This window comes from Acinetobacter sp. FB, assembly GCF_056033405.1.
The window spans coordinates 1,989,865-2,014,290 of record NZ_CM148502.1 but is presented as its reverse complement, the minus strand read 5'-3'; the positions used below and the strand labels follow the sequence as shown (position 1 = coordinate 2,014,290).

General features: G+C 35.4%; 23 protein-coding genes, 1 tRNA gene and 2 pseudogenes. 13 read left to right on the top strand and 13 right to left on the bottom strand.

Features of this window, described 5'->3' with window-relative positions; translation table 11 throughout:
* The first annotated feature begins 6 nt into the window (after nucleotides 1-6).
* The 5 genes and pseudogenes from AC0JIQ_RS09465 to AC0JIQ_RS09445 form a co-directional block, all read left to right on the top strand.
* A complete protein-coding gene (locus tag AC0JIQ_RS09465) occupies nucleotides 7-1,965 on the top strand; it encodes a hypothetical protein (RefSeq protein WP_474201482.1) in 1,959 nt (652 codons plus the stop codon).
* Nucleotides 1,958-2,188, top strand: coding sequence for a hypothetical protein (locus AC0JIQ_RS09460; protein ID WP_474201481.1), 231 nt, complete (start codon nucleotides 1,958-1,960; stop codon nucleotides 2,186-2,188). The genes AC0JIQ_RS09465 and AC0JIQ_RS09460 overlap by 8 nt, the downstream gene beginning before the upstream one ends.
* Before the next feature lie 57 nt (nucleotides 2,189-2,245).
* Entirely contained in the window at nucleotides 2,246-2,641 is a 396-nt protein-coding gene (locus tag AC0JIQ_RS09455) for a hypothetical protein (protein WP_474201480.1), read from the top strand.
* A gap of 85 nt (nucleotides 2,642-2,726) precedes the next feature.
* A complete protein-coding gene (locus AC0JIQ_RS09450; RefSeq protein WP_474201479.1) occupies nucleotides 2,727-3,050 on the top strand; it encodes a hypothetical protein in 324 nt (107 codons plus the stop codon).
* 112 nt (nucleotides 3,051-3,162) lie between these two features.
* Nucleotides 3,163-3,657, top strand: a pseudogene (locus AC0JIQ_RS09445) (NlpC/P60 family protein); the annotation flags it as partial.
* A 113-nt stretch (nucleotides 3,658-3,770) separates the two neighbouring features.
* Here AC0JIQ_RS09445 and AC0JIQ_RS09440 read toward each other — a convergent pair.
* The 7 genes from AC0JIQ_RS09440 to AC0JIQ_RS09410 all read right to left on the bottom strand — a co-directional run bounded on the left by AC0JIQ_RS09440 (nucleotide 3,771) and on the right by AC0JIQ_RS09410 (nucleotide 9,487).
* Nucleotides 3,771-4,280: a hypothetical protein gene (locus AC0JIQ_RS09440; protein ID WP_474201478.1), complete on the bottom strand. Its 510-nt coding sequence runs from the start codon at nucleotides 4,278-4,280 to the stop codon at nucleotides 3,771-3,773.
* Nucleotides 4,281-4,557: 277 nt separating this feature from the next.
* Nucleotides 4,558-4,776, bottom strand: a complete 219-nt coding sequence (locus AC0JIQ_RS09435; RefSeq protein WP_474201477.1) for a hypothetical protein — start codon at nucleotides 4,774-4,776, stop codon at nucleotides 4,558-4,560.
* Between the two features lie 5 nt (nucleotides 4,777-4,781).
* Nucleotides 4,782-6,080, bottom strand: coding sequence for a Y-family DNA polymerase (locus AC0JIQ_RS09430; protein ID WP_474201476.1), 1,299 nt, complete (start codon nucleotides 6,078-6,080; stop codon nucleotides 4,782-4,784).
* Nucleotides 6,080-6,568, bottom strand: coding sequence for a LexA family protein (locus tag AC0JIQ_RS09425; protein WP_474201475.1), 489 nt, complete (start codon nucleotides 6,566-6,568; stop codon nucleotides 6,080-6,082). Before AC0JIQ_RS09425 ends, AC0JIQ_RS09430 begins: the two co-directional genes overlap by 1 nt.
* Before the next feature lie 109 nt (nucleotides 6,569-6,677).
* On the bottom strand, nucleotides 6,678-7,322 hold the full coding sequence (locus tag AC0JIQ_RS09420) for an SOS response-associated peptidase (RefSeq protein WP_474201474.1): 645 nt from the start codon (nucleotides 7,320-7,322) through the stop codon (nucleotides 6,678-6,680).
* Nucleotides 7,323-7,339: 17 nt separating this feature from the next.
* Nucleotides 7,340-8,185, bottom strand: coding sequence for a hypothetical protein (locus AC0JIQ_RS09415; protein WP_474201473.1), 846 nt, complete (start codon nucleotides 8,183-8,185; stop codon nucleotides 7,340-7,342).
* Nucleotides 8,186-8,260: 75 nt separating this feature from the next.
* A complete protein-coding gene (locus AC0JIQ_RS09410; RefSeq protein ID WP_474201472.1) occupies nucleotides 8,261-9,487 on the bottom strand; it encodes a tyrosine-type recombinase/integrase in 1,227 nt (408 codons plus the stop codon).
* Nucleotides 9,488-9,647: 160 nt separating this feature from the next.
* On the opposite strand from AC0JIQ_RS09410, the gene AC0JIQ_RS09405 reads away from it, so the two are divergent.
* Nucleotides 9,648-9,724: transfer RNA gene (locus AC0JIQ_RS09405), tRNA-Ile, on the top strand.
* Between the two features lie 426 nt (nucleotides 9,725-10,150).
* Here the strand turns inward: AC0JIQ_RS09405 and AC0JIQ_RS09400 are convergent.
* Nucleotides 10,151-13,024, bottom strand: coding sequence for an HD domain-containing protein (locus AC0JIQ_RS09400; RefSeq protein ID WP_474201471.1), 2,874 nt, complete (start codon nucleotides 13,022-13,024; stop codon nucleotides 10,151-10,153).
* A gap of 442 nt (nucleotides 13,025-13,466) precedes the next feature.
* Here AC0JIQ_RS09400 and AC0JIQ_RS09395 point away from each other — a divergent pair, with 442 nt between their 5' ends.
* Together AC0JIQ_RS09395 and AC0JIQ_RS09390 are read left to right on the top strand one after the other, a co-directional pair.
* On the top strand, nucleotides 13,467-13,697 hold the full coding sequence (locus tag AC0JIQ_RS09395; RefSeq protein WP_474201470.1) for a helix-turn-helix domain-containing protein: 231 nt from the start codon (nucleotides 13,467-13,469) through the stop codon (nucleotides 13,695-13,697).
* A gap of 299 nt (nucleotides 13,698-13,996) precedes the next feature.
* Nucleotides 13,997-14,152, top strand: coding sequence for a hypothetical protein (locus tag AC0JIQ_RS09390; protein WP_164546311.1), 156 nt, complete (start codon nucleotides 13,997-13,999; stop codon nucleotides 14,150-14,152).
* Between the two features lie 138 nt (nucleotides 14,153-14,290).
* Here the strand turns inward: AC0JIQ_RS09390 and AC0JIQ_RS09385 are convergent, their stop codons facing one another.
* Nucleotides 14,291-14,560, bottom strand: coding sequence for a helix-turn-helix domain-containing protein (locus AC0JIQ_RS09385; RefSeq protein ID WP_126132627.1), 270 nt, complete (start codon nucleotides 14,558-14,560; stop codon nucleotides 14,291-14,293).
* A gap of 100 nt (nucleotides 14,561-14,660) precedes the next feature.
* Between AC0JIQ_RS09385 and AC0JIQ_RS09380 the strand changes: the two genes are divergently transcribed.
* The 5 genes from AC0JIQ_RS09380 (at nucleotide 14,661) to AC0JIQ_RS09360 (ending at nucleotide 20,101) form a co-directional block, all read left to right on the top strand.
* The gene (locus tag AC0JIQ_RS09380) at nucleotides 14,661-15,101 is read left to right on the top strand and encodes a TM2 domain-containing protein (RefSeq protein ID WP_409721300.1); all 441 of its coding nucleotides are present in this window, start codon (nucleotides 14,661-14,663) and stop codon (nucleotides 15,099-15,101) included.
* An 87-nt stretch (nucleotides 15,102-15,188) separates the two neighbouring features.
* The gene (locus AC0JIQ_RS09375; protein ID WP_474201469.1) at nucleotides 15,189-15,713 is read left to right on the top strand and encodes a hypothetical protein; all 525 of its coding nucleotides are present in this window, start codon (nucleotides 15,189-15,191) and stop codon (nucleotides 15,711-15,713) included.
* A 3-nt stretch (nucleotides 15,714-15,716) separates the two neighbouring features.
* Nucleotides 15,717-16,058, top strand: coding sequence for a hypothetical protein (locus AC0JIQ_RS09370; protein WP_474201468.1), 342 nt, complete (start codon nucleotides 15,717-15,719; stop codon nucleotides 16,056-16,058).
* Between the two features lie 684 nt (nucleotides 16,059-16,742).
* The gene (locus tag AC0JIQ_RS09365) at nucleotides 16,743-17,918 is read left to right on the top strand and encodes a tyrosine-type recombinase/integrase (protein ID WP_474201467.1); all 1,176 of its coding nucleotides are present in this window, start codon (nucleotides 16,743-16,745) and stop codon (nucleotides 17,916-17,918) included.
* A 65-nt stretch (nucleotides 17,919-17,983) separates the two neighbouring features.
* Nucleotides 17,984-20,101, top strand: coding sequence for a DEAD/DEAH box helicase (locus AC0JIQ_RS09360; protein ID WP_474201466.1), 2,118 nt, complete (start codon nucleotides 17,984-17,986; stop codon nucleotides 20,099-20,101).
* 553 nt (nucleotides 20,102-20,654) lie between these two features.
* On the opposite strand, the pseudogene AC0JIQ_RS09355 reads toward AC0JIQ_RS09360, so the two are convergent.
* From AC0JIQ_RS09355 to AC0JIQ_RS09340, 4 genes and pseudogenes are all read right to left on the bottom strand, one after another.
* Nucleotides 20,655-21,149: pseudogene (locus AC0JIQ_RS09355) on the bottom strand (type I restriction enzyme endonuclease domain-containing protein); the annotation flags it as partial.
* Nucleotides 21,139-21,681, bottom strand: a complete 543-nt coding sequence (locus AC0JIQ_RS09350; protein WP_474201465.1) for a DUF2939 domain-containing protein — start codon at nucleotides 21,679-21,681, stop codon at nucleotides 21,139-21,141. The gene AC0JIQ_RS09350 and the pseudogene AC0JIQ_RS09355, both read right to left, overlap by 11 nt.
* A gap of 226 nt (nucleotides 21,682-21,907) precedes the next feature.
* Nucleotides 21,908-23,062 carry a catalase family protein gene (locus AC0JIQ_RS09345; protein ID WP_474201464.1) on the bottom strand — a complete coding sequence of 385 codons (1,155 nt, stop codon included), beginning with the start codon at nucleotides 23,060-23,062 and terminating at the stop codon, nucleotides 21,908-21,910.
* 248 nt (nucleotides 23,063-23,310) lie between these two features.
* Complete coding sequence (locus AC0JIQ_RS09340; protein ID WP_474201463.1) at nucleotides 23,311-24,426, bottom strand: tryptophan 7-halogenase; 1,116 nt, start codon at nucleotides 24,424-24,426, stop codon at nucleotides 23,311-23,313.

Genomic DNA, 24,426 nt, shown 5'->3' with positions numbered 1-24,426 from the left:
GTGCATGTGTCAAATTACACCCCACCTGATGGTTACGCCGTAGACCTAAACTTTAATGATGTTGCAGGCACGGTTGATGCGCATAATGTCGTTCTAAATTTCGGCGCAAATGAAGTTATTACAGCAAGTATTGACGCTGTTATTTCAACCGCATTTCTTGCAGAAATTACAACATTACAAGGCAGTGTTGCACAAATCGATTGTGCAATTGCGACAGATTTTAAGGCTGAAATTACTGCAGTAGTTTCAAATCAATTCTGTTCGATTGATGCCGTGATTAATACCAATTTCGTTTCTAATCTTGAGACTCATTTTGATATTAATTTCGTGCTTGGACTTAATAATTTAAGTGTTTTTAATTATCAAAATGCTTTGCCAGCATTACTTGAACAACATCTGAGATATGGTAAAGCAAGATTTAAGGCGCATAACAGCGCCTTTAATTTTGACTCAGGATTAAGCCTATCGAATGCAGTGATAACGGGTTTTGAAAAGGGGCGGATTCTTCAGCGTGCAGTGAGACTCGTATTTGATGAATCTATGCAACTGGAAAGTGACTATCAAATCGTGTGGCAAGAGAACGATAAACGTTTTATTGCTAAAACCATGGTATTTGAAGAGTCTAAAAGGTTGCTGATCAATCGGCAGACTGACTGGGATGAAATGATTCGAAAACGTAAGAAATTTACGTTTAGTCATGAAGTTGCAGAGGTGTTTGAAAAACGATTCACATTCAAACACGATAAAGGTTTAGAGCTAGTTACTACCGATTCTATTCCGTGGGAAGTAGCGAGAGCTGTTTATTATCGCAAATCATCTGTAGATCCAATTGAGCCACAACCAAAGCCCGAATATGTGGGTTCAACTGATCTTAATTTCATATGTCTATGTAATGACGTTGATTCGCACAATCTCATTTTAAATTTCGGTGCTGAAGATTGCATACCAGGAATCATTAATAAAAATTGGTGGTATATCGTGAATGATTTAAAAGTAACTCGTTTAGACAACGGGCAAGAAATTCAAGTTAATAACGGTGATTATCGTTGCGATCGTAGTTCGTGGTGTTGGTCCTATAACTTAACAATCCCGTTTTATGAGAAGTCAAAATTAGAGCCGATTGATGGCCAGCCTGTAATTCTAAAAATCATAGTCAACGGTAATGAGCACCGCATGTTGCTTGAAAACATTTCACGCTCGAGACAGTTTGCAAAAGAGGTGTATAAGCTTTCTGGCCGCAGTCCTACTGCATTACTCGATGCGCCGTATTCACCTACAAGATCATTTACTCAAGAGAATGAACGCACGTCAGTACAGTTGGTACAAGCTGAACTTGACCGAGTGAATAGCGATATCGTATTGAATTGGGAATTGATCGATGCATTGGGATGGGTACTGCCTGCTAATAGCCTGAGTTATTCGAATTTAACCCCGATTGCTGCAATTAAATTGATTGCGGATGCAGCAGGTGGTTTTGTGTATAGTGAGCCTGATAGCAATTCACTCACAATCAAACCAAAGTACAAAAAGACATTTTGGGATTCGATTGCAATTGATGAATATGATCGTGTTATTCCTGAATCGTTCGTGACGGATCTCTCCACTGATTATGCACTTTACCCGGATTATAACGGAGTATTCCTTACCAATGACCGCAATGGAAATACTGGCCAAATCAATCGTGTTGGTACTGCAGGTGATGTGCTTCAAGAGTCGATCAATAGCCCATTACTCACATCAACTACCGCAATGCATAGCAAAGGCCGTGAGGCTTTGGCTAAAGCAGGCATGGTTGAAACACATAGTTTAATGATGCCGATTACGCAAGAAATTGGTCAATGTTTGCCTGCAGAATTAATTGCGTTTAATGGTGACTGGTGGGGTATTACTGACAGTGTAAGTGGATCATTTAGTTATGAAAAGGTCACACAGACTGCATCAATAGAGAGGGTGAATCGTGAGTAATGCATTATCAAGACTTTTAGATTTATTGCCCAAAACACCTGAATTTATTGCGACAGTACAAAATGCTGATCATCCGAACTATAAGGTATTGGTTGTTGATGGCACAGGTCTTGTGCTGTGTACCAGTTCAACTCGCTTCAACATCGGTGATCGCGTTTATATTAGTGGAAATGAAATAAAACGAAGTGCGCCCACGGGCGTTATATATCAAATCGAAGTTTAACTTTAAACAAATGAAGCCGCCGATTGGCGGTTTTTTTATTATCTGGAGAAAGTAAAAATGGCAGAGCCAGTAAGCAGTGGGGCAGGTGTAGCGGTTGCTATAAAAATGTATGGAATGGCAATACTTTTAGCAATTGTGGGGGTTGCAGTAGCTTTGGGGTATTTGGTTGTTGTAATGACTCGTATGCCGCGGACTAGAAGCGAGTGGGTCGTTAGCTTGGTAACAACTGTTGTGGGGAGTATTGCAGGTGGCGGCTTTATTATTCAGCGATTTGGGCTACATGAATATGCAACTACATGGGCAGGGCTTTGCACGATTGGGGGTATATTTTTTATAACTGGACTGCCGATTTGGGCAATTGCTCGATGGTGGTTTAACTATGTGAATGCACGTGAGAATGCAACGATCATAGAAGTTGGTGAAGAATTGAAAGACTTCAAAGACAAGTTTTAATAAATTTGTTTAATTTATTGAAGTTTATGATATAAATTCAACTGCCTTGAGGGGTATTATTTCAATAACTAAATAAGCCAAACACATGAAAAAAATATTATTAATTTGCCTTGTAACGATGATTGTTGGTTGTCAAAAGCAACCCGAAAAAGTAAACGAATCAGTTGAGAAATCTTTTGAGGAGTCAGATAAGAAGATCGGAAAGTTCTTAGATCTTCTTGATGATCCAAACGCCGATAAAGAACTTCAACGCAAAGTCCTTTGTATTGACTATCCGAAAATTTACGAGCATGAGTATTTGCCCGCATTGCTTAAGCTTTCACAAGCTGAACCAAAAGATAAGTTGATGAATGATCTTAAAATCACAACTGACTACTACAGTGAAAAACTAAATATCACTTGTGATTGAGGTAATTAAACGTTGATAAGACCCGCTTAATGCGGGTTTTTTAGTACCCACGAACCGACCCTATGGTCGGTTTTTTTACGTCTAGAGGAAAGTGAAAATGAGTAATTATCCTGAATTACCTTGGATTGCTGAAGCGCGAAAGCATATCGGATTAAAAGAAGATACAAGCAAATTTAAACATTCACCAACCATTCTAAACTGGTTAAAAGCTCTGGGAGCGTGGTGGATGGAAGACGAAACGCCGTGGTGTGGTACTTATGTCGCACACTGTTTACAAACCTCTGGAGTTAAATTTCCCAAAGACTGGTTTCGTGCACTGGCTTATCTCAGAGCAGGGACTAAACTTGCAAAACCAGCATATGGTTGTGTAGCTGTTAAAACTCGTGTCGGTGGTGGTCATGTTTGTTTTGTTGTAGGTAAAGATAAAGCAACAGGCAAACTTGTTTGCTTAGGTGGTAATCAGTCAAATATGGTTTGTTATGCATTATATAACGAGTCAGATTTTGAAGCGTTCATGTGGTACGGACAGACGTCTAGTCCAGCTCAGCATCGTTATGAATTGCCGATTTTAAGCAATGTGAAAGCTACGGCTGTGACTGAAGCATAAGTTAAAAGCACTCACTATAATCAATGACTATAGTGAGTGCTTTTATTTTGTTTTTTAGGCTTCAAAACTTGTTCAATTAGGTCTGATTTTAGATAAATGGCTATTTATCTATATTACGAAGGTACTTGCGATGGTGAGGTTTTTAGAATATTAGAAACCTCAGAAATACAAATTTGCATCATCCTAGCAATAAATGTAGTTAAAAGAATTGCTATTTTCGCTTCATTTTTAATATTGCTGTAATAATTGTAAGTCTTATCATTGAAATTAATATTCGCATCAATCATGCTAATTGCTTTTTCATTAGTAGAATTAATCTCTTTGTTCACAAAAATATCGATGCTATCGAAAAGTGAAAGTAAAATAGTTATGTTTTTGTCATCTAATGTATTATTTACATTATTTTCTCTTAACTCTTCTAAAAAATAAGTAATTTGCCTAGGGATATTTTGCTCATTGGAAAACATTTTATTTGTTGCATTAATTGTTTTATCTATCGCAGAAGTTAGAATAGAAATCCCTTCGCTTTTAGATGTATCCTCATGACAAACCTTAAACACTAGTCCCAATCCATCAATATTTAATATTTCAAGAAAAGGCCCAACACAATCTATTCTACTCATTTCATCCTCACTTTCATTTTAGTTAATTGATTAAGTATCATTGTAAGTTTTAAAAATTTATCTTGAAATTTAAAATAAATTAACAGGATTTTCAATATTAATTCACTCTAAGCAAACCTGATCACGTTGGAAATTTTATCCAACATATCGTATGTAATCGACTAATTTATACATCATTCTTTCAAAAAATTTGAGAAAAAATATGCACAAAATATAGAAAAATACTAATTTTAGTGCAAATATTTTCTCATAAAGCAATATGTGTACAGTAGTAGATTTAATTTACCGTTCCCAGCACAGGTATCATTCTCGGACCCGCCTGTCTCGCTTTACTAATAATCTCAACCAACTCATCATAAGTTAATTCAAACTTATCATCACTATCAAATACATATACCATATTTTTACCCTCGTGCTCATGCAGAGTAGGTGGGACAAAGCGCTCTGGAATAAGCATCTGCGTTAGTTGCTGATCTGTTATTTTAAATAAGTGCATAGTGGTTATCCTGTTATAAGCAGTAGTTCATCCCATTTAAATGGGTTTTTACTCAATTTATCGCGACTCATCGACCAATTCCTGTTAGGCACAAAGCAGGGACCAATTCCAATTTTTTTCTTTCCAAATTTCTGATGCACACACTCCAGTGCTTTCATCAGTTTTTCTTTCTTTTCAATTTCATCAAAGTCTGTGAGCAGATCATACGTATGGCCGCTCTTCGGCTCTAAGCACGTCAACAACACACCGCACTTTTTGTATCTAATGCCTTCCTTGTAGATATGATTTAGCATTAAAGTTGCAGCCTTAGCCAGTTCAGGTGCAAAGTCTGTAGGCTCAGGAAATGTATAACTAACCGCTTTATTATAGAAAGGCACATTTGGATCGAATGGATTTGATTGCACGAAAGCAATAATAGTCCCACATAGCAGATCTTCACTTCTCAATCGACTACATGCATCTTGTGCATACATCGAAATTGCTTCTTTCAAATCTGTTAGTTCAGTTACTCGATTTCCAAATGATCGGCTGGCTACAATCTGTTTTTTACTTGGTGGTGTATGTTCAACTTCAATACATGAGTTTCCCTGTAGCTCCGCAACAGTTCTGGCCATCACAACAGAGAATCGTTTTTGCATCTCGCGAGGATCTGAACTCGCTAGATCAAGCACAGTATTAACACCCATGGTTTGAAGCTTTTTAGATATTTTACGTCCAACTCCCCATACTTCTGATACATCAATTTGTGCCAGGTAATCTTCTTTATTGCAAAGGTCCATATTCACCAGATCACATACACCATCAAAGCTTGGATTCTTCTTGGCTATATGATTTGCAATCTTAGCTTCCGTCTTTGATCTACCAATTCCGACACAAACTGGAAGCCCAATCCATTTAAGGATCTTCTTTCGCATGTCTTGGCCATACTCACTTAGATCATAATTTTTATAATAAGCAGAGAGATCTAAGAAACACTCATCAATAGAATAAATTTCTTGCTCTGATTCAGTGACGTATTGCCCCAGTATTTTGTGAAAACGACGGGACATTTCTGCATATAGGGCATAGTTACTCGAAAGAACTTGGACGTTATGCTTTTGGACAATATCTTTAATTTGAAACAGGGGAACACCCATCTTGATACCTAACGCCTTGGCTTCATTAGATCTAGCCACAGCACAACCATCGTTATTGCTCAAGACAATAACTGGCTTATCTATAAGGCTTGGATTAAACATTCGCTCACAACTGACGTAGCAATTGTTGACGTCAACTAAAGCAAATACTTTGTTTTCGTGTTTCATTACTTTCTAGCTTTTTTCAAGATAAAAGTAACAACACCCCAGATGATTAGTTGTTGTCCATCTAATAGATGAATATCTTCATAATCTGGATTTTCAGCTTTTAGCCAACTTTCTTGTGGTTCTATTTTTAGTCTTTTCACAGTGAAGTCATTATCAATCAATGCAACAACAATATCGTCGTGTTTTGCATCTAAGCTACGATCAACGATAAGTTCATCATCAATATCAATACCTGCATTTTTCATTGATAGAGATCCGACTTTAACAATGAACGTTGCACACTCATTGCTAATCAAGTGCTCATTCATATCGATTTTCTTATCAATATAATCCTGAGCAGGGGATGGAAATCCAGCTGATACTTTCTCAATTGCTGCAGTAATTTCCATTCGTACAGACGGATCAACAAGCGAGATAGAACTCACATCAGAAAAGAACTCACGCCTGAGATGATTCTTGATTTCGATGATTTGAGTAGGAGTGCTCATGACTATCACTTGAATTTGTTACATATTCAAGATGATATTCGAGACTGACATTAAAATTCAAATTTAAAAAATTGTGGATAAATAAGGACAAGTCAAAAGTTGTCGCAACTTAATGTGTGTTTGGTCGGAATTTATGCATGTCTGCTTTTGGCGCTGCGGTGAACTCATCAACAGGCATTTCAAAGAAAAAGTCTCTAGCTTGTTCATGGCTGCAATTCAGCCAATCATTTCTACGGTGCTGCGGAATAACGATGATTGATCGTTTCTCATCTTCAGGTGCATGAAACTGATTCATGAATGGATGTAGATCTGAATTGATCGTCAACATCGACATTGATCTGTATTCTTGGCCATCGATAATTGCATATTCATATATACCCGCAACCGTAAACGGCATTTCATCCCTGCGATAAATTCCGTACCAATGTGCTTTCCCGTCTATATACTTTGGCTCAAATATGGTTTCGACTGGAATTAAGCAAAATTGGTTTTTCTTCCAAGCATTTTTAAAACTTGGTTTTGTGGCCACAGTTTCAGTTCTAGCGTTATATGTGTTCTTTGCTTTTTTAATGTCATCCAACCAAGGTGCAACCAAACCGAAACGAGCCAAACGCCATTCTATGTTGCCACGCTTAGAGAAAAGGATAGGTGCTTCATAGTTCGGGTATATGTCAGCTTTATAGTCAAAAGTAGGCTCAAATAGATTGAGTAATTGTGCACGACTTTTAGAGATTGGTTCATAGTTAGCGCACATGTTTATTAACCTCTATTTTATGCTCTATTTTTACTTTTAATCTCATTAATGATATCTGTGTAGTAATTTTTCATTATTTCATGAAACTCTTTGTAATTTTTTCTTTCTTGAATAGCATTGCTAGACTCTTTATTGAATTTTGTGCTGTATCCAGTATGTTCATATTTAATATCAAATCTTTGATACAGCTTTGTTATATGGGTTTTGAAGGCAGGGTCACGTGGGTTATCAATAAAAACGAAAGAATCTACTATATTTGGATCCCTTATATTTGAAGTCAATAGTTCATAAATAGGGTGGTAATAATCATTAATCATTTCATAGTTGATATGTAGAAAACTGAAAGCTATTCCATAGAAATTATCAAAAAGCTCTTTAAGTTTAGTATCCTCTTTAGTGTAAAGAGTATACCTTTCCATATGAATGTAAAATTCGGTAAGATAAATATTTTCTCTTGAAATTAACTGTTTGAAAAGAGAAGGAGCAAAATAATACCCACCAATTTTAGGAGAGTAGCATTGGTGTATAGTAGCTATTGTTTTGCATATAGGATCAATTTGATTCCAAAATCTGATAAGGTTTTCTTCGGCTAAACTTAGTATTTGAGAGTCGTTTTCAAAATTCTTCTGAACTCGCCATGCATTAATTAGCAAAATAACAATAATGGGTGAAAATAAAGTAGCAGACCACACAAACATATTAGATAAGACAGCAGGTGTATCCGTATCCGCACTACCAAATTGTGTTGTTAAAATTAAGCCTATACATATTGCGAAAATAACTATGACAATATAGATAATAAGGCTTAATGATATAATTTCAGCTAAAGTAGAGTTTTGATCAATTAACTTAGACTTTTTCACGGGTTTAATTCGCAATTTTTTTCAATATGATAATGATCTTCAAAATAATAGTCATTAGAAATATCTAACAAGGTATTAATTTCTATTGATCCCTAAAACTATTTCTTCAATTTCATTCATGGCAGCACGAAGCTTTTTATCACTAATCTGCACGTAACCCGCTGTGACATCATTCTTGTCTTCATTTTTATGGTTTAGTAATTTCTTAATTGTGTACTTTCCATAATCTAAGCTTTCAGCAATCGATCCATACGTTCTTCTTAGATCATGGAACGTAAATTGGATACCACAACTTTCATTGATCTTGGCTCTAACTTTTGAAATATTTGTTATGTGACCAGATTCAGATTTTGCAGAAGGGAAAACCCAATCTACAGTGATTTGCTTTCGACGCTTCTTCATCAACTCCCAAAGATAATCACCCATAGGAAGGGTATGAGGTTCATTATTCTTTGGATCTATTGAAGTGATATAACCATATTTTAAATCTACGGCAGACCAAGCTAGAGACTCACATTCTTCACGTCTAAAACCAGTAAGGATCAATGTGATAAGAAAGTCTTTATTGGTCTCAAGCAGCTGACCACGATCTTCGAAGTTTAATACGGCATTGATCCAATCCGGCAACTTATCTTCATTGATATATGAGCTACGTCTACGAATCTTATTCCATGACTTTTTAGCTGTTAAGGTTTTAACTGGGTTGAGTGGGGGAATGATGGGTTGTTCATCATCATCCAAATAGTGTTCGATAGAAAAGTTATAAATTGCTCGAAAGACACGCATACACATATTCGCTTGAGCTTTACTGTTAACTGATAGTTCCTTATGTTTTTCTTGAACCATGGTTCTAGTAATGTCTTTAAGCTTAGTATCTTTCCAGTCTTTTAAGTAGCCATTAACCACATCACTATAATCTTCCAAAGTACGCGTTTTTAAAGTGCGTTCTGCGATATATACCTGGTAAGCCTCATTTAAAGTTGGCTGAGACTTTTCAATATCAAAAATTGATTTAGCATCTGCAATTTTCTTCTTTTTCTTATCTATCGGTTTTATACCCATCGTCATATCTAAAAGAGCTTCTTGAGCCAATACTCTTGCTTGAGACAGAGTAATTTGGCCATGAATACCTAGAGTAGACCGAGTAGACCTACCATTAACCTTTTTCTCAACAATATAAGTTTTATATGAAGTATTTACGCGCACAGCAAAGCCAATTAACTCACTATCACGATAAATCGCAGGAATTAATTCGAGTTGATCAATAAATGACTTAGTGAGCTTTACTCTGTTTGCAGACATGAGCTAGAATCCGCTTGTTTCACAACATTTAGCATCATATTACAATATTCTTTGCGGTCTACTATAGGTCTACTCAAGAAAAAACTTGTAATTAAAAATGATTTTCGCTAATATTGGATTCAAGCTGAATTGTAGAGAATACAATCAGTTACAAAGTTAAGGGCCTATAGCTCAGTTGGTTAGAGCAGCGGACTCATAATCCGTTGGTCGACAGTTCAAGTCTGTCTGGGCCCACCATTTATCAAACCTTGTAACTATTTGAGTTATGAGGTTTTTTAGTGCCTATTGATTGTGTTTTCAGCTACCTTTGATCGACCGTACATGGTCTATCGGTTCGATACTCCGTAGGTCTATATGCTTAGTAGCCTACATCGTACAGCACCTACAGATTTATTATAACTTTCAAGGATTGTATCTTGTCATACGAAAATTAGACATGTTAATGAAGCTATCGCCATTACATCGTAAAATGTATGGGGAATTTCCCTATCAAGAATATATTTGCTAAGTTCAGATGGGGATTGGAAAGCCCGTTTTCACACAAACTTATGGTGCATATCATTCTTTAGGGATGGTATTGAAGCTCAGAAAATAATCGAAACTAACAAATTTAGCTCAACCTCCTATAGATTGAGCTTTGTTGCAAGCATATATACTAGGCAATTATTTTTCCTTTTTTTGTTCATCAGTAAAATTTCTCTTTTGAAGTAAGTTTTGGATATGTTCGATCAATTCCTTATTCAATTTTCTAATGTCTTCAATTTTAGTTTCATTATATTTTTTATGATTGAATATCCAATGAATAAAATCTTCAGATTCTTCAAAAAAATTTTTATCTGATATATTATATTTAAAATTTAGGGGTAAAATTAAAAAGTCCGATTTACAAGAGGAGTAATGGTAAATATCAGCCCAACTAATTCTATCTTTAATTGAAAGTTCTCTAAAAGCTCCCCAAGCTGGAAAAATTATTCTACAGCCAATGGAATGTAAGCCTCCATTGAATTTTTGTGTTATTTCTTCTAAGAATAGTGTGTTAGATATTGGTTGAATATCTGTTTTAGAAAATTTTATAACTTGAAATTTATGTGTTTTTTGTTCTATACAATAGTAAAAACTATCTTTTGTTATTAAAAACTTAATAATGTGAAGTAGTCCACTATATGAGTTATTTGATATTAAATTTTCTATTTTATTCTCTTCTCTTGTACTAAGGTCTGAAGTGGTAGCAAGGGTTTTTATTTTTTCTTCTTTGATGTCGGATATTAAATCTTTAAAAAGAATTGTTTTTCCATTAATTGTTACAGGGAATTTATCTAGATAAGTTATAAATTTATCATCAATTTCATTATATTTTTTATGTGAAAGACTAACTATATAACTAAATGCAGCAAATGGTTTTTTTTCTTCATCTAATTTATCAAAATAATTTTCAGTGTAGTTACATAATGCTTTGCGTAATAATTTTCTGGCACTTTTTTTTGCATCTGGTAAAATTTTTTCTCGATTATAAGTCAGAAATTTATCAGATTTTGTGTGATAAAAATCGGCTATAAAATTAATGCATTCGTAGTTTGTATATAAGTCTGAAAACTCTTGTCCCCTGAAATAATTTTTGTAATGGTTGCGAGAATCAAAATCATCAAAATCAATTCTATGGAACAAAATAGATGTTTCCTCATCAAAATAAAGTTTATTTTCTTCAGTAGATACTTTTAGATTAGAGGAAATAGGGGAATTCAATAAGAAATTATTTATACTATTATGTATTTTAAGTGTCTCTATAAAAGAGAGATTTGAACTTGGGTTTGTAAAGTCAAACTCTCTTAACTTATCATCTATCAAAGACTTTTGTTCATATGAATAAGAAATATTATTTGGTAATTTTTTAATATCGATTTCAATTATAAATTCAGTGCCAAAATCGATATTTTTGCATATTTTTTCGACAATAACACTTTTACTTTTATTGTTAAATGAAATTTTTAGTTTTTGATTATCTATAACAGAATGTGTAATCATTGTGAATTTATTTGCAAGCAAATATGCACTTTGAAGTCCAATACCAAAGGCGCCTGAGGGTCTAAACCATTTTGGCATTTTTCTGATTCTTTTTTGTTTATCTTTGTTTGTGAAAGAACTACCTATTTCTAACATATATTTCAGGTCATTAAAACTTATACCAATTCCTTGATCTTTAACTCTCAATACCCATTGGTTTGAATTTTCTTTTTTAGGCTCAAATGTTATTGTCATTTTATAATTATCATAAATTTCTTTCAATCGAGGTGATGTTGGAATTAAGCTTTCAATTTCCTCTTGATTTTCAATCCACATTCTATGTAGTGTTGAGTCAACTGCATTTTGTAAAATTTCGCGGATACAATCAAACTTTGAAGAATATAAACCTGTGCCTCTTACTAATTTTAAAATAGCTTCTTCATTAACTTTAAAGCTTGGTTTTCGCCCCTGACTTAGTATTAGATATGGTTCATCTATATCAACTATAGGGGTCATTAAGGTTGGTAATCGACCTAATTCTTTACATGGTACTATTTGATCCCAATGTTGAGTTTGATAATGATATTCTTGTTGTAACCAATTAAACCAATCATAAGCAGCTTCATAAGATTCAGGTGTAGGACATAAACATCTTATCTCTATTCGTTCTGAGTCTAGTCTAAAATGCTTAATTGAATGATGCTTGTCATAGTGTGCTTTGCTTAAATTAGGTAAATTATGTCCACACATTGACATCATTACTGGACAAAAACGATTGTCATCTATATCTAATAGATCACCCATTCTTAGTAGGCATGCTACATATAAAGGATGGCAATCTTCTGAAGCCATACCTGCTTCTGCTTTGGGTAAAGATTGTTTTAAATCTTCAAAATTATCACCATGAGACTTACAAATATCAGCAAGAACATCAAATAGTCGTTTTGGTAGTAACTCATTTCTTGATGAGTTTAAACCAATTTCTTCAACAGGATTTCTTACTATTTTTGCTGAGTTTATAGGGTGTTTTTGTCTATACCACTCGGCTAGTAATTGGATATATTGATGGAAAAAAGCATGAGCTTCGGCTTTTTGAGGTAGTAATGCTTTGTTTTTCATCCATTTTTTAGAAAATCCTTTTAATTTATTATCGCTGCTATCTTTTAAGGAATGAACAAACTCTTCAAATTCTGGGGTATTCATATCTTCAATTTGTTTTTGAGTGATAACCATTCCAATATCATGATTATATGCAGCTTCTAAAATTAGCCATGTATCGGTAGCACTCAAGTACTTTATTTTATCCCCAAGTAATCTTTCAATATTTACAATGATCTGCCGTGAATGAGATACATCATGACGACTATAGTGTGGAAAAACTGAACTTACATTCTGTAAGGCTTTACTAATTAGTTCTTGGTCAAATCGCCATTGTGATTCTAATAATTTAAGGTGTGGATGCCTACTACATACAATTTCAAAATGTTTTTCTAAACTATAAAACTCTTGATCAACTAAAATTGAGTTATTATGCATCAAAAAATACCTTTTTATGATTTTTCAAAGTGTAACATTTCAATCAAATTTTGATAACTTAATTATTGATTTTATTAGTATAAAATATTGATTTTTTAATCCATGATAGATAAATGATGTAGTTACCCATAAAATCATGCTCGACTTCAATGGGATCTACAATTTGACTCTTTTGAATTGCTCTATTCATAATGACATCACCTGTCTATCCCGCCTATTAATATCTAAAACTCAACATCAATATCACTTTTGAATGGGATGCCGAGTAAAAATAATCCGAAATGAAAAAATAGCTCGGCTACATATTATTTTCATGATCTTTATAACTAGGAGCGATCATGAAGGTAGTTTACTTTGTATCAAGTAACGTTCTAATTTCCAAAAATTTTTGTTCGATACAGCCTTATATTTTGGGCTTTTCCCTTATTGGGAGTGAATCAGAATGACACAAATTTTGCAGCAATGGCTCAAAAAAGAAAGAAAATCTAAAGGAATTTCGAAACTAGAATTATCCAATAAGCTGAACAAACCTAGCTCATATATCAACGATGTTGAGCAGGGTGAATATGTATTGGATATTATTGAGTATCTATATTATTGCCATGCGCTAGGGAGTGATCCTAAGCAAGGAATCCAGTACATCAGCGATGAGCTAGAAAATCAGCCTAAGTGATTCGGCTATTATACGGGCTGATTATATTTTCTACAGTGTTGGTTTTGGAGGGGGAGTAAAAAATCTATAATGCAAAAATAGGTAAAAGCCTTACTAGATAAGGGTTAGTGACCAAAAACTAGGGGGAGTTTTCTTATATAATAATTCATATAATATCAATTTCACCCCCTACAGTAGATCAATCTCATTTTTCTAGCAAAGCGAAATAAATCTAACTTTGGTTTACATATTATTTGAGTGAGTTGCTAAGTAAATAATGTATGCAGCAATAATATTCATAAACGTGAACAGGAGTACAGATGAAATATTCGCATCATTTAGAGTGCATTGCAGATGCTATTGCGCTCATTCCAACAGAGAAAGCCCAAACTTTGGCAAATGCACTTTACACATGTAATAACCCAGAACGAGCTATTCTTGAGAAGCTAATTGCTATAGGTCGTATTCTGATCTGATCCAATCTCATACGTTTCACAATTGATCCCGATGTACAAAAGTACATCGGGATTTTTTATGCTTGCATTCAGATTAGGAGAAAGGCCATGTAAAAGACCAATTAGCATGAAAATATCTAGATTATCGTGGATGAATGCTTAGGTAGGAGGTATGGAACTATTATCTTTTGGAAGCTCATTTTGAATTAATTGCAGTCCAATCTGAGGATCAATACCCAAAGTATGGCAATACCATACATATTCTACGACATCTAAACGGCGTTCGCCTTGTTCAACTTTTTGTATAAACGAGTGCGGTTTCTCCATACGTTCTGCTAGAGCACGCATAGAAAGATTTCTAGCTTCACGTTCTTGTTTCAACCAACTTCGCAAAGCAAGCATTTCATTGGTGTAGATACTATTTGTCATTGTACCTATTTAAGATACATTGACCTTTGTACCCAAAATAGGTACATTGTGAACGTATCTCGATCATCAGTTAATTCAAATATTTATAAGTCAGGTATATATGGAAGGAAAAATTCTCGGAATTGATACTGTTCAAAATAAAGCAGTAATCATCACAAAAAATAGTGAACGTATTTCATTTGATCTATTTGAATGGCGGGGCGCTATTCCGATAAAAGAAGGTTTAGAAATTGACTATGAGCTTAATGAATCAGGCCAAGCTATTAATGTTTATCCTTCCTTAGCCACAACTACAGTGGAGCAGAAAAAGGAAAAAACTAAGTTTGCACTCATTATACTCACTCTTTTCCTAGGCGGTTTTGGTGGGCACAAATTCTATGTGGGCTCATGGGGGTGGGGAATTGTCTATCTAGTGCTCTCTGTGTTGTATATTCCACTCATACTAAGCTTTATCGAATTTGTTCGTTATTGCTTTCTGTCTGAGCAAGAAATCAATGAAAAAGTTCGAAAGCTGAATGGGCCATTTTCATGGCTTTGGTAATTTAGCTTCTCACTGATTCGAAATATCTATGTCCCGATGTACGAAAAGTACATCGGGATTTTTTATACCCAAAATTTGGAGAAAAATATGCAACCACGTGTACCCGATAAAATTAATCATACCCTAGTCAATACGCTAATTTGCCCAAAGCTATCAGAACGATCCAAAGGGAACTTACATTATCAAATATGGCGAAATAATGATGATGCATCGTTAGGAATAGCGATCAGCAAAAATGAATCATCAGGTGGGTTTAGCGCAGAATTAGTCAAAATAGAAGATATTCTTCAGACAGTTTATGCACTACGAAAAACTGGAAAAGCTTTTCATGCAACCGTATTGAAAGGACTTTTCATTGGTAAATCAGCAAATAACCCATGCTTTCTAGCTGCAATTCTCGTTGATCAGAAAGTCGTTCATCCTCACCCCAATACGCAACGGTTATTAGAAGTGAGTGATGATGCTGAATTTTGGCTAAAAAGGCTCAATGACGTATCATCTGCACCATTATCCAATGTATTAGCCGATGATGCTAAAAAGGCAATCGATACAAAATCTATCACGGATAAGCAAAAACACGGACGTTCTGAAACATCAAAAAAGGAGGGGTAGCGAATGAATATTGTCAAAAGTAAGCAAGATTTAGATCGTGTAATGGATCGAGCTATACGTTTAGCAATATCTAGTGCGATTGATCGAATCGAAATAGAGTATCAAGAAGACTACCAAGCCACCCAAGATGGGTGGTTTGTTGTTTTAGAGCATAGTCATGAACTTAGTGTACCTATTGCAGGTTTACCATTCTCAATTCTGGACAAACTAAATGCTAGTGAAATTGAGTACATTGAGAAATGCCCACATGCTTGTGAAGTGTATATCACCCTTAACGATACTGAAGGGGTATTGATCTACATTCCTTATCAAATCTATTCAAGTTTGGGTATAAATAATCCGTAATGATGCTTTAGGAACCCCAGTCAGCAAAGTAGTGGAGAGGATAATTGGATAAGCCCCTGAGTTATGCCTCTCTAGTTGTTAAACAGCATCCTATAAACCTAAACACCAGCCTTAAACCGTAAGATGAACCGTAAAACTTTTTGGGTTTTACGGGAATTCTAATTTGGACTTGTAAGGAAAGGGCTAATGCATACGTCAAATAGGAAGAAGCAGGGTCTTGTAGTCCTTAACCTAAATCATGTAACGTGTCAACAATAAAAAAAATTGGTTGAAATTCAAACAGTCGAATTTAGGAAGCCAACTTTTTACAAAAAATTTTCTTAAATTTAATCAATGCCTTATGAGGGACCAATTTTTTGTATTGTCAAATAATTTTAAAAAAAGTGATTCCTTAAGTTATTGAATTTTATTTAGATTAATTTTTGTATCAAAAAGTAAGAAAATGAACCCTATAGCGCTAATCTTTACATCGAACTCACTATCCTGCACCATATTTTCAACTTGTTCAGTTAGGAAATTTTTTTGCTTCTTTGGACTTTTGAACTTAAAGGCTATTTAAATTCAGAAGCTAACCCCAGTCTTCAATGAAATATTGATTGATCTAATCTTCCCTATTTTGTCTCATTTTTAAATGATGGCCTTTAACGGTCAGGGGGATTTTTTGCCTAAATTTTGGAGAAATCTATGAATGCGAAACTAAAATTGGATGAAGCGCTCGTGATGAGCATTGTTTGTCCTCAAACTAAACGGGAGTTAGAGATAACAGACAATCTAGTCAAAGGGCTCAAACTTGTTGTTACACGTCAGGGTAAAAAGACTTGGTTATTTCGTTATGTGTTTAACGGTACCAAACGTGCAATGAAACTGGGGAACTATCCTGAATTACGTTTAGCGGACGTAAGAATCATTGCTGCATCAAAGAATGATTTACTGGCGATTGGTAAAGACCCACAGCATGAACGTGATGTGCAAAAAGCAATGCCGACAGTAACAGAGTTTTTTACGAATACCTACTACCCACATGCACAGAAACGTAAACGTTCACACAGTGATGATTTGTCACGGTTTAACAATCATCTGCGAGATGTGATTGGACAAATTCCTCTCAACCAAGTTGAAGCAGTACACGTCATGCAAATTCTTGATCAAGCGAAAGATTCGGAGCTATCACATGCAACGATTAATCGTATTCGTGCATTATTTTCCGTCATGTATAGCTATGCGATTGATCTTGGTTTGGTTGAAAGGAATCCAGTATTGCGAGTTAAGAAATATAAAGAGGTTAATCAAATCGAACGTTTCTTAACTGAGCAAGAGCTACCTAGGCTTATGCAAGTACTCAATACGCCTGCTCAATACGGAATTGACAATCTAGTTATTGTGGCAATTGTAAAGGTTTTATTGCTAACAGGTATGCGTAAACGGGAAGTTATGGATATGAAGTGGGGCGATGTTGATTTGTCATCGGGTCATTGGAAGCTTGAAAATAACAAATCAGGCAAACCTCGCTTGATACGTTTAGCAAGTGAGAGTCTGACGGAGATAAGAAAAATGTTACCACGCCAAAGTGAGTACATTTTTGCTAATCCGCAAACAGGACAGCCATTTAATGATATTCGTAAATGTTACGACAAAATCATGAAAGCAGCAGGAATAACAAATATGCGTATCCATGATTTGAGACACAACTTTGCAAGTATGGCTGTAAACAAAGGCTTAAGTCTCTATGTTGTTCAGCATTTACTTGGTCATGCCTCACCACAAACAACCCAACGTTATGCCCATCTGAATGGGGAAGTCATGCTGGATGCCTACCAGAAAGTTGCAGAAATTGTAAATCAGGCTTCAGTTTCAGCTTAACGCCTAAACCTAAATACCAACTTAAATTTTATAGGGTATGAAAAATCATACCCTTAGGAACACTTATGCCAAATTTTGCAAACACTGCGACATTTAACTTAAATGAAGGCCAGATGATTGGTGATCTTTTGACATCAATTGAAGTTGGCACAACTTTGCTTAAAGCTTCTACAGGCACAGGAAAATCTACATTTGTAATGGAAACTCTTATGCCGCAGGAGCGTGTTGTGATGTTGTGTCCAAAAGTGTCTCAGGTACAACAGCTTGAGCAAAATTACAAAGATCAGGGGACTGTTTTTTGTTATGGGGAACTTAAAGTGTCTGAGGAAGAATTATCGACAAATAATATTGTGGCTACATATGATCAGTTAGCTAAAATCAAGTCATACATCCAATCAGATACTATTTTAGTGGTGGATGAAGTGCATCAGCTTTATTGTGCTGGTGGGTATAGAGGCAAGGCATTAAATGAAATATTAGACTTTATAGAAAAGAAGCATGTCAGCAAGGTATTGTTGGTGAGTGCAACGCTTACTATGGAACTTTTAGATAAGTTGCCACTTTCACTTGATCATATTTATCAGTTTACCCAAGTAAAGCCAGTTCAACGTCAGATCTTTTTACAAGAATATGCTCAGCAACATGATCTTAACTGCGTTAACTTGATCATTAACCGAGTTAATTTGATGAAGTCTACGGATTCTGAAAAGATCATCTTTGTTCGAATTAACGATAAAAGAAAAGCAGAAGAATATCGTTTCTTTTTGGAGAAGCAGGGTATTTCTACACTTGTTGTAAACAGAGAAAGACAGGGGAATGAGGCTATTGTTGATATGGTTAACTCAAGTAAGTTATCAATGGAATATAGCGTAATTTTGACAACTTCTGTTTGGGATGAAGCCATAAACTTCATGAATACTGATGATGAGATTGATAGTATTCATATATTGGGTGGTAATACCCATGTAGATGAAATTACTCAATTTATAGGCAGAACACGTCATGCAAATCCACCAATTTACATTCATTTAGATCAAGAAATTGATAGTTCTATAATTGGTGATGTAGTGGCATTTCATCAGCAATGTGTAGAAATGGTTAACTTAGAATGTGCAGCCAATATCGCGATTTTAGAGCATTTTCAAGCTGCTTCACAACTTATGAAGCAAAAACAATCGCTCAAAGGGCATAAGGTTGTAGAGACTATAAACAAGGCTCTCAAAGATTTGATAAAAATAGAAGGGCTTGGATGCATTGATGATGAAATTATTATCAATCACGCGGTTGTCGCAGCTAAAGCATTCTCAATAGATACTCAGAATCTTTATTCTAATATTGGATATTTAGAATATCGATTAACTGAAGCTAATCCAAATGCATTCATTTCTCAAACAGTCAGCACTGCAACCATTGGTGGCGAGTTGGAAAAAGCTTACGCAGAAGCTAAGCAAAAGCTGCAAGAACTGAAAGAAAATAAAGTATCAGGAGTTGCTAAACAATTTCTCAAGGATACGAGCCAAGTACATGGGGTCACTTTTCATGGTAGGCAGGTGCTACAAACACCACAAATCAATCCCTATTCGAAAGAAGAGAGTAGCATCGAATCTTTTTTGTATAATCAAATGGCTAAGATCTCAAGCTATGTTGCTAATATGCATGATATTCTTGCAATATTACGAGCAGATAACTATAGCCATGTCAAAAAGGTAGGGGAAGCGTATCAAAATAACCGAATCATTAAAGTAATTATGGATCACATTGCTGAGCATATATTTAGGAACGATCAAGCATCTAAGTCATATGGTGTAAAAGCCTTGGAAAAGATGATTAATCTAGGACTAAGAAAGCTTGATAAAGATGCGGCTACCAAGTTTGCTTTGGGAATCAAAAGTACTAAATATTTTGAGTTAGACCAGACGAATAAGATCGTTCTTAAGTCTAAGCAAGCCGTAAATTTTGTTAAAAAATACTGTTATGTTACGATCAAAAATGATAAGAAACCTTATGAAAAAAAGGTTGTAACTTTTGTGTCGTTAGGTTGGCTGGGATATGAATATATTGGTCTTTCCTATATTGATCCAAACAAACCACAATGTATTGAATTAGATGGTGACAGAATAGATGCTCGATCTGGTCAGCTACTTGGTGGCATATTGGAGTTGACGCAAACTATGGCAGCGTGAAAATAAGTTAGACCGTAGTCAAGTGGTGAAACATCAGTCTACGGTCAGTTCTACACACGAAGAGTCAGCAAAAGTACTTATGGTGAGTTACGGTCTATAAAAAACGTATTGTTATCTACGGTTTATCGTTACGGTCTTCTGGTCTTGTTACGGTAAATCTTCGGGTTTACTGTAGATGTGAAATAATAAGGCTTTATTTCTCATGTATTTACATCTCTTGATATTTACTTTTTTTGATCAAAACTCTATCGAAATATAGAGAATTCGTTATTTTTCTTTGCTTTGTAAAGAATGTTCTTACGGTATCTTGATAATGATATGTTTTTATTGATTGGTAAATATAAATCATTGATATTTATATAGTTAAATATGAATTTATCTAAACTCATAATCCGTTGGTCGACAGTTCAAGTCTGTCTGGGCCCACCATATATCGAACCCTCTAAGCCATGAGTTTAGAGGGTTTTTCAATGGAATAAATAAGAAAAACAGTTTAGACCAACGGTCTATTTGATGGTCCATCAGTTCAAAAATCCGATGGACCAATTTATGGTCAAACCTCTTCTAGATTCGACATTTCCGCTAGTTCATTTGCCAATTGCTCAGCCTGTTCTATAACAGTTTCTTTCGCTAGTAATGCCATATCAGGTGGATATCCATATTTTTTTAGCAGTCGTTTCTCAATTACTCTTAACTTTGCACGTGCAGCTTCTTTAATTGTCCAATCCAACGTGACATTTTTGCGAATAGATTCCGTAAGTACCACTGCAAGCTCTCTAAGGATATCTTTTTGCATCAGTTCTCTTGCACTGTCATTTTCAGCGACAGCAGAGTAGAAGGCATACTCGTATTCAGTTAGATTGAGTTCGGCAGCAAGCTTGTCAGATTCCTGAATAGTCTTTGCAAGCTTGATGAGTTCGTCAATCACTTCAGCAGCAGTCAATACTTTATTCTGATAGCCCTTGATGGCAGTACTGAGCATATCCATGAGCTTTTTGCCTTGGGTTACGCTAAGTTGACCTCTGATTTTGATTTCATCAGCCAATATCCATTGGAATGGCAAACTTTTTGACTTTCCAACTTAAGCCATCACGTTCCATAATGATTTTTAGCTGTTTTTCATTGTTTGGATTTTTTAGTGTGACCTCAAACATGTTCATCGACAAATAACGCGTGCTGTAATCTAATTTTTCTTTTGAAGTAGTCTGATTTGATGATTGCTCTGTATGTGGTTTTAAGCTGTCCTTGAAGTCTTTCCCTTGGAGCATCAATGTCATACCTTCAGGCATAACGACAGCATCTACCATTTTATCAACCATGGTTGTTGCGATCATTGTTCCCAATGCTTCCCAACCATTAGTTTCTTTTGATGCCATTTCCTTAACTATGTAAGCATTTATTTGATCTTTGAAGCTCTGACGGACACTTGGATAGTCCATGAATGTAGAGACTTTCTCACTGTCACCTGCTTGTGCTGCATTCTTAATGCTATTGAGGACGAGGTAGGGGGAAGCATAATAGTAGCCCCCAACTAGTACGATAACGACAGCGATTATGGCCCCGATCAATTTCTTATTCATATTCAGCCCTATGAAGGTAAAAAAGTGAAGTCAGTAAAAGACTTCACCTAAATGTTATATAATTTATTCTGTTTGATCAGATCAATATTTGATTCAATCATCTTTGTCATTTATTAATGCTAAATATTTATGATTAAAATCTTCAGAAAGTATCTTCAATATAATAGAAGCTAAATTATCAAAAGATTTTCTAATATGCTCTCTAAAAGTATTTTCTTTAACATTTCTATTTAGGCTCTTGTCTCTGAGCAGAATTCATTTCATGTCTGACGATACTTATATTTTCGTATATTACTTTACGTAATCTATTTATCGCACCTAATGGTTTATGTTCAGGTAGAGAATGCCAAGGCGTAAATGAAAGGTTTTCACAAAATTTATTCTGATCAGGCGTATTAAAAACCTGTTGAGGAATATGAATGGTTGCAACTTTATAAAAAGGAGCCTTGTCTTCTTTCCATTCATTCATCGAATTTTCTACAAGCATTTTATTTGATGTTCTTGGTTGTATAAGAAATTCCATACATACATCTTTCTTATTTAAGGTATCTTGTAGAGCTAATCTCAAAAAGTTAGGATCTGATTGATTAAGCATAGTATCCGCATTTAGGGAGCAAGGTCTTGCCGAATACTTTACTGCTTGACGATCAGCACCTAATCCTAATTGATAGGGGACCATCGACCAATAGCGAGCTTGAACTGGATTCGATATTTTTGAATTACTTGCTCCCAATGCGTTGAGTGTTCCTTTAAAACCTAATGCGAAAGGGATATGCAATTTTTTTAAAGTACTTTTGCTATTTGTATCTTCTATAAAAGATAAATAACGTAAAGGTTCATCTACGAAAAATACAGGGTGGTTGATCATAATAAAATCTTGAGTCAGCGCTTGCTCATCATTTTCCAAGATTTTTTTACCTGGGACGCCTAACAATTTTATTGCCATACCACGCGCGTCTTTTTTATCATCAGCTCTTGTGGCATCACCAGAAGCATTAGAAAAACGAATCCATGCTGAATAGGTTTTATCAGGAACAAAAATTCCTTGAGCTAAGTTTTTGGGTATAGATTTTGATACATGAAACTCTGCACGTACGCAGCCATGCGCTTTGGGGTGTGCATCTCTCAATGCATTGCCAGAGGAGTATTGACTTCGAATTGATTGAACAATTTGCTCTGTAATTTGATTCGCTATTATTTCTTCATCAGGCTGTAATTTTTCACCGAGCTCTCTATCAATGCTTGGATAGGGAAGTTGATGCATATTCGTTATGGTTTTTCTTTGCTGAAGATTGTTAGAACAACCGCTTATGTTTATCAAAATAGGAGTCATGGCAAATAACAACAAACTGAAACGTATCGATGGCATATAACTTGACATTTACTTGCTCCTTATCCCATTGCAGCTATTGTTGAGTGCGATGGATCGATACACTGTGTGGTAAAAGATGTTGTTATCGGAATTATTGCTATCCTGTATTTTAGTACATCAAAACTTGAGTAAGAATACAAGCTGTTCTTAGTTATTGATTTTATATTTAACTTTTATCGAAATGTGGTTTTTTATAGACTATGTTTATGTCTGACTTTTAAAATATGCTTATAAAATCTTCGTTCATAACTGCATAATCAAGTTGTTTTTGCTACGGTTTGGTGTGCTTGCCAAAAAGGGTTGTCGGTCCATCTTTGCTCTTGCTTGTAAAGGAGGTAACGACGATTTTCATAAGTATTGATAATTTTATTAATTTCAGTGGTGTAGTTTCTGTGGTTATTTTCATTATGTTGAGTAGCTAAAATAGCTTCTGCGGCTTTCATACCTGTATAAAGAGCATTAAATAGACCCTGTCCAGCAATAGGATCAAATGCAAGTAATGCATCCCCACAAGCAACCCAACCGTTGCCTATTGGCTGTTCCAACCAACTACTACGAACATCATGAGAGAAAATATCTTTACCAAATTCTAAATTGCCCAATAAATCGTATAAACCGACATTCTTAGAAATCAGATGCTCCCATTGTTTATTGTCATGATGAAATTGAGTAGCTATTTTGGGAGTCGTATGGTATCCAATGACCCACTGATGATCATTGATTTTACCTGTGTATACCCATCCATTTTGGCTGGCAGAAATAATGGTCCTGTTCAGTTTTACATTTTTCTGGGGCGTACAGGTACGGTATAAAGCAACCAATGGAACCCCACGGTAACGTTCAATCCCAAGAAGTTTGATCAATTTTGCACTGCGACCTGTGGCATCGACAATCCATTTGGAATGGATTGTTTTTCCATCTTCAAGCCTGATTTTCCATATACCATTATGTTTTTCTAGGGCTACAACATCTGATGGATAGAGTCTTGCTCCACTTAAGAGCGCTTCTTTTCTGAGTAGTTCATCAAAATTTTTACGATTAATTCTTAATCCAAAGCCATAAGGGTCATGGATATAATCTGTGGTTGATAAGATATTACTTCCCCAAAAAGTCATATTACCGCCAACATGCTCAGAGTAGGTGGTATTGCTAAATTGATTCTCGGTTTTTAATTTTGCGGTTAGAGAAATAAGCCCAAGTTTATTGAGTAGGCGAATTGCTGCACTGGGCAGAGTCTCTCCAAATTTATGTGTTTTGTGTGCAGGTCTATCAATTAGAGTAACTGATAAACCTACTTGCGCAAGCTGTCTGGCCACAATGGTGCCAGCAGGACCACTACCTGCTATGCACACATCGACATCAAAAATTTCCAT